This window comes from Sphingobacterium sp. UBA5639, from assembly GCF_002421245.1.
In the GTDB taxonomy this organism is placed as follows: Bacteria; Bacteroidota; Bacteroidia; order Sphingobacteriales; family Sphingobacteriaceae; genus Sphingobacterium; species Sphingobacterium multivorum.
In genome coordinates, this window is record NZ_DIJR01000005.1 from 409,426 (window position 1) to 423,115 (window position 13,690).

Below are 13,690 nucleotides of genomic sequence, written 5' to 3' on the forward strand. Positions count from 1 at the left end.
AAAAAAAGAAGCCCCGTCATTTATATGAACAGGGCTTCAAATTATACTATAAATTTATGGAAACTATTAGAAGTCAAATCTGACCCGCGCACGAATACCCCAAGCTGGTGCATCGACGTGATCAAGATAATTTAGACGTTTTACGTAGTCCACGCGTAATATTTTAAAAATGTTGGATAGACCGATACTGGCTTCCATATAAGGTTCTGAACCGAAGGTATAAGAACTCTGTACACCTTCTGCATTGTGCTGCCAAGTGAATACCTTTGAGCCATAGTTAGGATCGTCAGGATTGTTTTCCTTGCGCAGTCCGCCATATACACCTTTGAAGCTAAATACTTCACGTAATTTAAGCTTTTTGATCAAAGGAATTTTATTCAACAGAAAACCGTTCATGTAATACTGCACGTTCAATGAGGCATTGTGGTCACTAACAAACTCCAGGAAGTTCATTAAGTTATACGAGTTCAATTGATAAGCATAGGTCTGATTGGCACGATGGATTGTCAAGAAAGGGAATGGGATCTCTTTACCTGCAATATAGTTGCCTTCAGCTGTTACGTCAGCAAATCCAAATTGACTAAAATAAAAGCGTTTGAATGCACCAACATTAAAGTTGTGATAATTGTATTCACCTTTAGCCAATCCTTTGATTCCAGCAGTATAATTGAGCGTGAAGATCGGATATTGATTGAATATAGGTGTCCGGTAAATCTTGCCTTGATAGAACTCTTCATGTGGAGCATATCTGAAATTTACGGATACTTCTGTCGAGTTCAATTCATTAAACAGTCTACTTTCATTGTTGGCATCTACCATCTGGTAGGTAAGGCTTCCAGCAGGTGTTTGTCTGTTGATATTGAATGCCGCGCCAATAGCCAAGTGGTTTAAAAATTCTTTTTTATACTCTAAGCCGTAATTTGTCTCATAAATGTAACGGTCATTATCACCGCGTTTGAAAGACAGCAAGAAGTTGTCTTCCTGAATAAATTCCAGTTTTTGTCCAGGAATCTTCGTATCCTTTTTATAAGAGGCCCTGATGTAGTGCATTGGGAAGGAGTAGACCGATTTGTTGTTAAATGCGTAGGTACCGCTGAAAAAGTATTTCCATTTCTGATCTTTAAAACCATAGGCCGCATACGATTCAGCATAGAAACGCTTGCTTAGCGCTTCTGTTGTACGTCCGCCGACACGTAAACGGAAACCTTCTACGGGATTAAAGCTATAGAATGTATTGACTGGACCGATCTCAACTGGGCCGGCCTGTTTGTATCCTGACAGCAATAAGGCAGCGATATCCATGAACGAACGGAATGAAGGGATCTTTTGTAAGGTATCAATATTATGATAAATATTCAGTTCGTTTTGCGCAAGGACAAGCGGACGTTGTGTTTCAAACAATGTTTTAATCGCTTTCTTATTTTCTACATTATAGGCAATGACCGTAGATGGACCATCATAGGTACTATCAGGACGCTGAATGCCGACTTTGTAATTGTTGTAATCAACTGTACGACTTCCGCGGATCCCCATGCCTTTTTCCGTTAAAGAAAAATCGATACCCAGGGTACTTGTTTTTAGGTAGAAGCGACTTTTGCTGTCTTTCTCAAATTTAAGCTGTATCTGAAGGTCACGTACAAAGTTTAGATTGATATCATCGGCCACAGTCATATTGGCGCCCTGCACCGCATAATTGCCGTCTAACGTCACATACAGTTGACCTTTAAATAACATGTCGGCCTTGTTGCGTGGAAAGAAGCTTAATTCGACCAACCAGGGTTGAACAGTCTTAATGGTATCCGTTATAAAAAACTTATAAAAAGTAGGAGCGGAATTAGCAATTGGACTTAAAAACTGATTGGTAACCAATGAAATGTTGTTGTCGTAAATATCAACTTGTTCGTACAGTTTATTGAAGTAGGCTGTCAGACCATCATTATCAATAAATCTAGGGTCAAATTGTGCCCGTTGGTCACCAAGGATATACTGTTTGGTTTTGCTTGGATCTTTACGGTAATATACCTTGGACATTTTTTCTTCAATAAAGGCAGGCAAAACATATTTGTTGGCTGTTTTAGCGGAGTCGTCCGTTTCAAAAAGAAATTGATAGTTTTTGAATATTTTTTTATTGACGAATTTCTCCGAAAGATTGCTCAGTCCTAAAGACATCTTCTCATACTGGTCAAATTCAGCATATTGTTGTCCTGAAAGTCTATTTTTCTCCTTATTCTCGATGACTTTTCGGATCAGTGCGACAGCAGGATTATCTTTGTTGCTGTATTTTTTCTTTGTGGCCTTGACAACAACTTCTTCCAGCATGTTGTCCTGTTGATCCATCAGAATTTCTTTTGTTTGCGTTGCATCATTCGTAACAAAAGCGTCTTTGCTGTCATACCCAATGTAACTTGCTCTGATTTTTACATACGATGTTGGAAAGACAAGTTTAAATTCACCATTTGCATTGGTCGACGTCGTGGTTCCAGCAGAAGCCGGAGCGCCAACGACGGCTACGGTAGCATAGGGTATAGGATTCTTGGTCTTTGCATCTTTAACTGTACCGGTTACGGTCTTGTTTTGGGCAAAAGCCATGGACACCGTTAGTACGAGCGTTATCGAAAAAAAGAGTTTAGTTATGAAGGTTGTTGCGTCTATTTTAGCTCTCATTATATTGCTATAATCTTGAAAATTCAAAATTGTTTTCCTGTTTCTACTTTATTTTTGACTTTATAGGTATTAAAATCAAAAAATCAGTGAACAAAGGAAACAAAAAATTAAGAATAATTAAAATTTTATTGTAATGTAATAAAGGAAAGTAGTTGAATTACATTTGTTCGTAAGTATTTGTTTGTGAGTTGTTTATGTTAAATTATTGATTTGGGTCAATAATTTTCACATTACATTTTGACTTGGCGATGATTTTCCGCTACTTTATTTACTGACTTTTGTAACGATATAGTCAGCGCTATTAAAAATCTGGCTCGATTTCGAAGGTCATTTCTTTTTTGAAACGAGGGTGTATAAAGGTAATTGAAGCGGCATGAAGGTGTAATCTATTAGCTTTTTTGCCATAGAGATCGTCACCAACAATAGGTGTATTTAGCCCATTGGGGTGCACGGCATGCATGCGGAGCTGGTGGGTTCGGCCAGTCAAGGGATAAAACCTGACCCTCGTTTGATTATTCTCTATCGCAATTTTTACCCATTTTGTCTGCGCTGGCTTGCCATAGGTGTAGCAGACCATTTGTCGGGGTCTATCATCCAGATCGACGCGAAGAGGGAGGTCGATCAAGCCGGATGGAGCTTCGATAATACCATCAAGTAAGGCAATGTATGTTTTTTTGATGGTATGCTGAATAAATTGATCCTGAATAAATTTATGCGCTTCTTTGTTTTTGGCAACAACCAATAGGCCGGATGTCGACATATCCAGGCGGTGGATAATAATCGGGCCTGCTTTTGGATAACGTTGAAGAATACGGTTGTAGACCGAATCCTTGACATATATTCCTGGTACAGAAAGAAATTCTGCTGGTTTGTTGATGATGATAATATCTTCATCCTCATAAATTTGAGGAAGTGCGATATCCAAGGTCGTTTCCTGCTGCATGGGATTCGGATCTACGACCAAGCCTTGGAGCATATACCCTAAAATCGGTTCACATTTTTTGCGGCATGCCGGATAGTAGTTTTTGTGCCTGCGTATTTCAGATGCAGGGGAGCAGCCCCACCAAAATTCGGCCAAAGCTAGGGGTGTTAACTGGTTTTCATATGCATATTGCAGCAGTTTTGGCGCAGCGCATTCCCCCGATCCCGCAGGCGGAGTTATCGTGTCAAATTCATGGAATATGTCGACGACATTCTTGCGTTGCCCTTTTGCATTGCGAAAATTATATTGTTCGAAAAGCTGTTTTTGCAGATTGCCTGAGCGTGTTTTGCGTTCCTCTTTTAGCGCGGTAATCGTAGATAGCAATTGTTGTAAATGGTTACTCTCTGTTTCCAGAGCCAAATGCATGTCATATTGAAAGCGCTGAAGCTGTTGTTTGTCTTTTAAACTCTGGCTCCACATGTCTTCCATCAATAATTCATATTCCGCATCGGATAAACTGACCTTCAGTTTTGTACGGGTTTCTTTTCGTTCCTTCTTTTGGGTTCTTAATTTCGATTTTAGCTCATCGAGCGACTTATCCCATTCATTTTTTAACCGGTCAAGATTACGCTGCGTGTCTGCTAGCTCTTCACTATTTTCAAGCCTTTCTATTTTGCGGTTCAGTGCATTGAGATGCACCTCTTCGTTTAGAAAAAAACTGTTTTCTTCCAACATATCGAATATTGGCGGTACAAAATAGCGGTGTTTGTTGCTTCCGGCCAGTTTTCCCGAAACAGCGGCAAGGTAGCCAAGCTCATTGTGTTGGTTTCTGACAACCAGCACACCGAACATTTTTCCAATAGCGAGGCCCTCCATGGCGCTGTCCAGGCCAAAATTGTGGGTCCAGTCCTCTTGTGTTTCGATGTAATATTGAAGTTCTTTTGCGGCGGTTACGGCGAGGGGGTGCGGTTCATAGCAAAATGGGAAGGTAAATCGTGTTGGAAGTTCAATCGCTGAAATATCCTGTTTGAATTTGTGAAAATAGGTATTGTTGTCCATGTTGTCCGCAGCTTTCCCTCAAAATAAAGATGTCTGCAAAAATACAACATTATGTGCTTTAAATAATAGCTTGATCGATTTTTGTTTGAAATGTTTCGTTCATAAGGTACAATCTAGGTCTTATCTGTTTCTACAAAGAACACTGTCGGTGCAGCCTTCGCTTTTCATTTTTTCAGTCTAGCAAACGCTTTGCAGTAATACGAAATGTAAGTCTGGTTTGGTATAGTGGGGTGAGGTAATTGTTGTGAATTTGACTGGCTTTTATTTGGTTTTTACCGCATTTTTGGGTAAATTTAACTAAGCATTTAAAACATATAGTTAACAAAAGATTATAATATGAAAACTTCAATTGGAATTAAAGATGCGGACTTGAAAAAAGTTGCAAAGTTGTTAAATGTGCTGTTGGCAGATGAACACATTGTCTACATGAAGACGCGTAACGCGCATTGGAATGTGGAAGGTGCGGATTTTCATGCTGCTCACTTATTTTTGGAATCACAATACGATGAACTAGCTGAAGTGATCGATGAAGTAGCAGAACGTGTACGTACTTTAGGGCATTATGCGGTAGGTACCTTTGATAAATATTTGAAATTGACTCGTTTAACGGAGTCTACTTCAGAAAAAACCGACAGTCAGTCCTATTACAAAGAATTGTTGGCTGACCATGAAGCTATAGCGATGTCAATTCGTGCCGACATTTCTGTGGTTGAAGGCACTTCAGATAATGGTACGGAGGACTTTTTGGTTGGACTATTGGAAAAGCATGAAAAGATGGCCTGGATGCTTCGTGCGCATTTTGTTAAGTAAGCTGTAGAAGTTTATCCACAGGTATTGAAAAAAATCCCGTCTATCCCAATAGGCGGGATTTTTTTTTGTGTTTTGTTGTCAGCGCAGGATTAATTTTCTATCTTAAAGAGGAATTAAGCCTTCAGAAACTTTTTAACATATTACAATTATGCTTGAAGACGACAACCTAAATCAAACCACACTACATGAGGAGGAAAATGATGGTACTTTGGAGAGTATGCATCATGTGAATAATCCGGTATTGGATTTACCGAAAATTGAAAAGAAATACCTTGAAACGATAGTAGCCCACAATCAAAACGATAAGTCTTATTATTTTTCTGACGGCAAAGCCAAGGTAGAAATTAAGATCGTCACGGATGAGATCGTGCGGGTACGGCTGGCTCCACAAGGGACTTTTTTGGAGGATTTTTCGTATGCCTTGGCCAAGAAAGATCACCGCGTCAGTATACATCAATGCAAGGAAGAGGCAGATCATTATCTGGTGCATACGAATACTATTTCCTGTAAGATCAATAAGAATGACTTTTTGATTTCTTTTGCTGATCGTTCAGGTAAACTGTTCAATGCAGATTTGGCGCCGATGCACTGGGAGGAAAACCCTGATTTTGGAGGCTATTATGTATATAGCACAAAAGTGGCCTTTGAAAACGAAGCTTTTTATGGACTGGGGGATAAGGCCACTAAATTGAACCTGAGAGGTAAAAGACTTAAAAATTGGAATTCAGATACTTATGCTTTTGCTTACGATCAGGATCCACTTTATAAAACTATTCCGTTTTATATTGGTTTAAAAGATGGTGAAGCCTACGGTATATTCTTTGACAATACCTTTAAAACGTATTTTGATTTCGCCGCGGAAGATCCGGGAAAAACAAGCTTTTGGTCCGAAGGAGGGGAACTGCAGTACTACTACATCCATGGTCCACATATTATCGACGTCATCCGTCGCTATCATACGCTGACAGGTACGCATTACCTGCCACCGCTGTGGGCAATTGGTTACCATCAGTGTCGCTGGAGTTATTATCCCGAAGCGAATGTCCGGAAGGTTGCTGAGGAGTTTCGGAAGCGACAGATCCCCTGTGATGCGATTTATCTTGATATCGATTACATGGAAGGATACCGCTGTTTTACCTGGAACAAGCAGTATTTTCCCAATCCTAAGAATATGATCAGCGATTTGGCCAATGATGGCTTTAAAACGGTGGTGATGATCGACCCGGGCATCAAGGTTGATGAGAACTACTGGGTGTTCAGGGAAGGAAAGGAAAATAGGTATTTCTGTCGCCGCGGGGATGATTATTTTATGGAAGGATTTGTGTGGCCGGGACGTTGTCAATTTCCTGATTTTACCAATCCGGAGGTTCGTCAATGGTGGGGCACCTTATATCAGGGCCTTGTGGAAGATGGCGTGGCTGGCTTCTGGAACGATATGAATGAACCGGCCGTATTTGGCCGCGGAACGTTCCCCGACGATGTACGTCACCAATATGACGGGCATCGGGGCTCGCATCGTAAGGCACATAATATCTACGGCATGCAGATGGTCCGGGCAACCTATGATGGTTTAAAGAAATTGTATAAAAATAAACGGCCATTTACCATCACCCGAGCGGCTTATGCGGGAACACAACGCTATTCTTCGGTCTGGACCGGCGATAATTTGGCGAGTTGGGAACATCTCAAGTTGGGAACCTTGCAGTTACAGCGTTTGTCGACTTCGGGCATGTCCTTTTGTGGAACGGATATCGGTGGGTTTACGGGTGAACCCGACGGTGAGTTATTTACGCGATGGATGCAATTTGGCGTTTTCTCGCCTTTTATGCGTGTGCATTCCGCTGGCGATACCCGCGACCGGGAGCCCTGGAGTTTTGGGGAGGATTGGGAAAAGATCAATCGGAAATTTATCGAACTCCGTTATAAGTTGTTGCCGTATATCTATACCTGTTTTTGGGAGCAAACGAAGTATGGTTTTCCCATATTACGTCCGATTTCCATGGTCGAACAGCATATACCGACCAATTGGCAACGTGAGGAGGAATTCTGTTTTGGGGATAAAATATTGGTATCCCCAGTTTTGCAGCCGGGACAAAAAAGCAAGATTGTCTATCTGCCTGAAGGTACTTGGTTTTATTATTTCAATCATGAAACCTACGTGGGCGGTAAAGAACATACTGTTCCTACACCGATTGATGAGATGCCGATTTTCATTCGTGGGGGATCTGTTATCCCCGAATATCCAGTGATGCAATATACTGGTGAAAAGAAAATTGAGGAGCTGCAGCTCAATGTTTACTTCGCTGAAGGTGTAACCCGTTCGTATGTGTATTCGGATCATGGCGACACCTTTGCCTATGAGCAGGATATTTATCTTGAAAAATGCTTTACCGTATCGGGGCTCAAAGAATCCCTGTCGATTAAACAGACGCAAGATGGGCTTTTTACGGAGCGATATGAGGAATATAAATTACAGTTAATCGGCTTGCCTTTTCAGGCTAAGAAGGTGAAGACCGATGGTATTGAAACAAAAGTACAAGTAGATGATAAGGGGCGGTATTGGATTAATGTCGCACGAGAATTTGATAACATATTGATAGAAGGTTAAAACATGACCAATGAAGTAATTCCGCATAGTCTATTTTCTGAATTTGATGTCGCCTTATTCCAGTCGGGTAAGCACTTCAAATTATACAAAAAGTTCGGTTCACACGAGCTGGAAGTCAATGGTGAAAAAGGCGTTTATTTTGCGGTTTGGGCTCCAAATGCAAAATCGGTCTTTGTAACCGGCAACTTCAATTTTTGGGATAAAGCGCGTCACGCGCTCTATGTGCGCTGGGATGGTAGCGGAATCTGGGAGGGATTTATTCCGGGGCTTGGCAATGGGGAGGCGTATAAGTATGTTATTGAGACTTATACTGGCGAACAACTTGAAAAAGGAGACCCCTTTGCTTTTCAGTGGGAGATCGCGCCAAAGACTGCTTCCATTGTTCATTCGACCTGGTTCGAGTGGCAGGATAAGCAATGGATGCAGGAAAGGGCTGTTAAAAACAGGCTGGATCAACCATGGTCTGTCTATGAAGTGCATTTAGGATCTTGGTCGCGGGATCCCGAAAGTCCGGATACTTTGCTCAACTACCGCGAAATCGCTGTGGCGCTCGTATCCTATGTGAAGGAAATGAATTTTACCCATGTAGAATTTATGCCCCTGATGGAACATCCCTATTACCCTTCTTGGGGATACCAGATAACGGGCTATTTTGCTGCGAGTTCACGCTACGGATCGGCACAAGATCTCATGTATCTGATTGAGGAGCTGCATGCCGCCGGGATAGGGGTGTTGCTGGATTGGGTTCCGTCACATTTTCCAGGTGACGCACATGGTCTTTATCGTTTTGATGGCACGAGCTTATACGAGCATGAAGATCCCCGGAAAGGGTTTCATCCCGATTGGCAATCCTATATTTTCAACTACGGACGTAATGAAGTGCGTTCTTTTTTGATCAGTAATGCATTTTATTGGTTGGATCGTTTTCATATCGATGGACTTCGGGTCGATGCGGTTGCTTCTATGCTCTATTTGGATTATAGTCGAAACGCAGGCGAGTGGATTGCCAATGAGTTTGGTGGAAATGAGAATCTTGAAGCGGTACAATTTTTAAAAGAACTGAATGAGGCCGTCTACGGACATTTCCCACATGTGCAGACCATCGCGGAAGAATCGACTTCCTGGCCAGGTGTCAGTCGCCCAACCTATGCTGGTGGATTGGGGTTTGGAATGAAATGGATGATGGGCTGGATGCATGACACATTGGATTATTTTAAAGAGGATCCGATTAATCGCAGCTATCATCATGATCGACTGACCTTTGCGACAGTATATGCTTTCCATGAAAATTTTATGCTACCGCTGTCACATGATGAGGTTGTCTACGGAAAGCATTCATTAATTTATAAGATGCCGGGCAATGAATGGCAAAAGTTTGCCAACCTGCGGGCATTGTATCTCTTTATGTATACTTTTTCAGGAACAAAATTGCTGTTTATGGGCGGAGAATTTGGGCAGACTTCGGAGTGGAATGTAAACCAATCGCTTGATTGGCATCTTTTGGAATTTGCGCCACACCAGGGTATGAAGCAATTTGTAGCCGACCTGAATACGGTTTATAGGAGCCAACCAAGTCTTTACCAGAAGGCTTTTGACGCTTCGGGCTTTGAATGGATAGATGCTGGTGATCGTGAAAATTCGGTTGTCGTCTATTGGCGAAAGGGATTTGACGCCTGGGATGATACGGTTGTTGTACTTAACTTAACGCCTGTTGTTCGGGAACATTTCCGTATTGGTTTACCTTACGCTGGTGAATGGGAAGTGCTGCTGAATTCGGATGATTTGACCTATTTCGGTTCTGGAATACATCAGCTGCTCATTCATAGTGAACACCTGCATTGGATGAACCAGGTACAGTCTGCTCAAGTTCATTTACCTCCGCTTGGCGGATATATTTTGAAAAGGAAGAGAGCGGTAAAGGAAGTCAATCCCATTAAACAAGGCGAGCGTATCCCTGTATAAAATCTTGTTATTAAATCTCATGCTGTAAAAGAAGAATGAACGTATTTCACTTGAGTGTAGAATGTTATCCCGTGGCCAAAGTAGGTGGTCTCGCGGATGTCGTGGGCGCGCTGCCCAAATACCAAACCAAACTGGGATGGGAGGCGGCGGTTGTCATGCCTTGGTATGATCGTCCTTTTGTTAGGGATCATGCTTTTAGCCTAGTTCATGAAGGTACTTTTTATCAAGGATCTGAATTGCTGCGCTACAGTGTTTATAAGGAAGATCATCAGGTACTTGGATTTGAGCTCTACCTGATTAAGATTCCAGGTAAACTCGATCGGCAGGAGGTATATTGTTATCCGGATGAAGGCGAGCAGTTTATCGCCTTTCAACATGCTGTTTTGGCGTGGTTTAAGGATAAAAATATAGTACCTGATATTGTGCATTGCCATGATCATCATGTCGGCTTAATGCCTTTTTTGATGAGGTATAGCAATGACTATAACTTTCTTGCCGACGTTAAAACGGTGGCCACCGTCCACAATGGGCAGTATCAGGGCTGGACACATTGGAGTAAAGCTATTCTGTTTCCCGCTTTCGATAGTTGGAAATGGGGACTATTGGACTGGGATGGTTTAATTAATCCGCTTGCAGCCCTCATTAAATGTTGCGATGCGTACACAACGGTTTCCGAAGGTTACCTGGAAGAGCTATATGTGGAAGCCAATGGTTTGCAGCAGCTGTTTTATGATGAGCGAAATAAATCTGTCGGTATTGTCAATGGAATTGACTGGGAAATCTGGGATCCTAAAATTGATTATACCTTGCTAGAAAACTACGATGCTGTACAAGCTTTTTCCGGAAAGTTGAAAAATAAGGAGGCTTTGGCGAAGCAGTATAAAATCAATCCAGATCGACCGTTGCTTGTTTTTATCGGCCGATTTGCAACAGAAAAAGGAGCGGATTTACTTCCGGAGATAATTTTGGATTTGACGGAGAAGTATCACGATAGATTAAGTATATTTATACTGGGTGCCGGAGACCCAGCGATCCAGTCACGTGTGAAATCACTCGTCGATGATGGAATTGATAATTTTGATGTGTTCTTTGGTTATGATGAAAATCTGGCCCATTGGCTTTATGCCAGTGCGGATTTTCTTTTAATGCCTTCCCGTGTTGAGCCTTGTGGACTTAATCAGCTCTATGCTATGAAGTACGGTACATTGCCGATCGTGCATCAGGTGGGGGGATTAAAAGATACGGTAATCGATCTGAAAAATGATGGCTACGGTATAGGTTTTGATAGTCTGACAATCACTGAAATTAGTGCAGCGATTGTTCGGGCTATAAATTTTTACGATAGTAAAAAGCAGTTTGAGGAGAATCAACGTAAAATGATGCAGTTGGATTTTTCTTGGGATAAATCTGCAGCGAAGTATATAAGTCTATATAACCAATTAATGTAATTTGATATGTCACGTCATAATGTAGTAGCTATCGTCTTGGGCGGAGGAAGGGGCTCACGTCTGTATCCATTGACCGATCAACGGTCTAAGCCAGCAGTTCCCATTGCCGGGAAATATCGCTTGGTGGACATTCCCATCTCGAATTGTCTTAATTCGGGTTTTAACAAGATTTTTGTGTTGACACAATTCAATTCTTCGTCGCTCAACTCCCACATTAAGAATACCTACAACTTTAGTATTTTTAGCAAGGGCTTTGTCGATATTCTGGCTGCTGAACAGACCAACGATGGCGACAAATGGTTCGAGGGTACGGCCGATGCCGTGCGACGATCGTTTCGGAAGCTGGCGAGTATTGATTATGACTATGTACTGATTTTATCAGGGGATCAGCTGTATCAAATGGATTTTGATGCACTGGTTGACTTCCACGTCGAAAACGAAGGCGACCTGACCATTGCCACTATACCAGTAAACGCCAAAGATGCCACCGGTTTTGGTATACTGAAATCGGATGAAAAGAATCATATCACCTCTTTTATCGAGAAGCCGAATAGCGAGCAGCTGGTAGACTGGAGTTCAGAAGTGAGCGATCATTTAAAGGGTGAGGGCAGAGAATTTCTGGCCTCTATGGGTATTTATGTTTTTTCAAAAGGCGTCCTGAAACGTATGCTTGAAGAGAATCGCGGAATGGATTTTGGTAAAGAAATTATTCCCGATGCCATTGATACAAGTCGGGTGCTTAGCTATCAATTTGAGGGCTATTGGACAGACATCGGTACCATAGGGTCTTTCTATGAAGCCAACATTGGTTTGACCGATAATATTCCGGCCTTCAATCTGTTTGATAAAAATACGGTTTTCACCCGTCCAAGGATGTTGCCGCCTTCTAAGATTTCGGGTACAACATTAATCAATTCGGTCATTTCGGATGGCTGTATTATCCAAGCTGATAAAATAGACCGTTCCGTCGTGGGCGTTCGTTCACGGATTGGTACAGGATCTGTTGTGCGCGGTACTTATATGATGGGATCAGATTATTATGAGGATCTCGTCGATATGGAGGAAGCAAAGCGTAAAAATATACCTGTGGTCGGTGTTGGAGAACGGTGTTATATTGAGAATGCTATTTTGGATAAAAATTGTCGTATCGGCAACGATGTCCGGATCAATGGTGGACCTCATTTGCTGAACGCCAATCACCCCACCTATACCATTTGTGACGGCATTGTTGTCATCAAAAAAAATGCTGTAATTCCAAATGGAACAACAATAGGATTGACAAGCTTATAAAATTTATAGAACAAGGGAGATAATATATTGTTATCATTTTATGTTATTCATATAAAAGTATCTTGAAAAGTAATTACCTGAAGTCAAAATTTGCCTAATACCGGCAAATTAACGTCAGATGGTATTGTCTTTGCTAGCAAAGAATAGATATTATAATGAGTAGTATGCGATTGAGACAGATTATCTCCCTTTGTTTTGTGTTGTTTGTTCTTTTGGGCTGCCAAACGTCATTGATGGTTCAAGGTACAGGTGTCTTGCGTGATGCCTCACGAAAATTCGAGCTTCGCCATGGCGATCGATCAGTCGTTTATATTCCAATGCGGCATCTGGGTACGCGGGTGTACTATGATCAAATTCAGCGCGCTGTAGATTCCCTCCAACGTTCGGGCTATGTTGTTTTTTATGAAAGTATCGCCTATCAGGTGGATAGTGCGGCACAACGTGATCTGTATGACCGCAAATTTAGAAAACTTACAGGCAATCGGCTCGGGCTGCAGCAATGTATTGAAATACCGGGCGATACCTCCCGGGTTCTTCGGGCGCCCATGTACCGTAAACTGGGGCAACGAATCATCAGTCAGCCCGATTATTCCTTTTTCCTGGTGAATTATGAAACGGCGGTGAATGCGGATATTCCCAAAAATAAATTGCTTGACGAGTTTGAATACCTGTATGGTACGATCAAACTGGATGATTGTGATTACAAAACACCGCTCCAAGAACCTTATTCCTGTAAACCGATCAAAGCAGCCTTAAAGAACAAATTTGATAAAGAATTTGTCATGAAAAAAAGGGAAGAAAACCTGGCATCATTAGTTGCTGACGCCCCACAGCAAAAGATTTTAATCTTATTCGGAACCTCACATTTTAAAGGCTTTTTGCGTAATTTGCAGGCTCGGGATCCCAAATGGATACAGATCAACTAAT

Annotated in this window: 8 protein-coding genes; 6 read left to right on the forward strand and 2 right to left on the reverse strand. The window is 41.8% G+C overall.

What is annotated here, in order from left to right; genetic code table 11:
* Positions 1-66: 66 nt before the first annotated feature.
* Entirely contained in the window at positions 67-2,589 is a 2,523-nt protein-coding gene (locus B4Z90_RS05565) for a DUF5686 and carboxypeptidase-like regulatory domain-containing protein (protein ID WP_115048067.1), read from the reverse strand.
* 376 nt (positions 2,590-2,965) lie between these two features.
* Entirely contained in the window at positions 2,966-4,645 is a 1,680-nt protein-coding gene (locus B4Z90_RS05570) for an RluA family pseudouridine synthase (RefSeq protein WP_159332892.1), read from the reverse strand.
* Positions 4,646-4,981: 336 nt separating this feature from the next.
* Here B4Z90_RS05570 and B4Z90_RS05575 point away from each other — a divergent pair, with 336 nt between their 5' ends.
* The 6 genes from B4Z90_RS05575 (at position 4,982) to B4Z90_RS05600 (ending at position 13,689) form a co-directional block, all read left to right on the forward strand.
* Positions 4,982-5,455: a Dps family protein gene (locus tag B4Z90_RS05575; RefSeq protein ID WP_070569738.1), complete on the forward strand. Its 474-nt coding sequence runs from the start codon at positions 4,982-4,984 to the stop codon at positions 5,453-5,455.
* Between the two features lie 148 nt (positions 5,456-5,603).
* The gene (locus B4Z90_RS05580; RefSeq protein ID WP_070569740.1) at positions 5,604-8,063 is read left to right on the forward strand and encodes a glycoside hydrolase family 31 protein; all 2,460 of its coding nucleotides are present in this window, start codon (positions 5,604-5,606) and stop codon (positions 8,061-8,063) included.
* A 3-nt stretch (positions 8,064-8,066) separates the two neighbouring features.
* Positions 8,067-10,025, forward strand: a complete 1,959-nt coding sequence (gene glgB, locus B4Z90_RS05585) for a 1,4-alpha-glucan branching protein GlgB (protein WP_115048069.1) — start codon at positions 8,067-8,069, stop codon at positions 10,023-10,025.
* Between the two features lie 35 nt (positions 10,026-10,060).
* Positions 10,061-11,473: a glycogen synthase gene (locus tag B4Z90_RS05590; RefSeq protein ID WP_115048071.1), complete on the forward strand. Its 1,413-nt coding sequence runs from the start codon at positions 10,061-10,063 to the stop codon at positions 11,471-11,473.
* 6 nt (positions 11,474-11,479) lie between these two features.
* A complete protein-coding gene (locus tag B4Z90_RS05595) occupies positions 11,480-12,763 on the forward strand; it encodes a glucose-1-phosphate adenylyltransferase (RefSeq protein WP_070569746.1) in 1,284 nt (427 codons plus the stop codon).
* 155 nt (positions 12,764-12,918) lie between these two features.
* Positions 12,919-13,689, forward strand: coding sequence for a hypothetical protein (locus tag B4Z90_RS05600; RefSeq protein ID WP_159332893.1), 771 nt, complete (start codon positions 12,919-12,921; stop codon positions 13,687-13,689).
* Position 13,690: the final 1 nt, after the last annotated feature.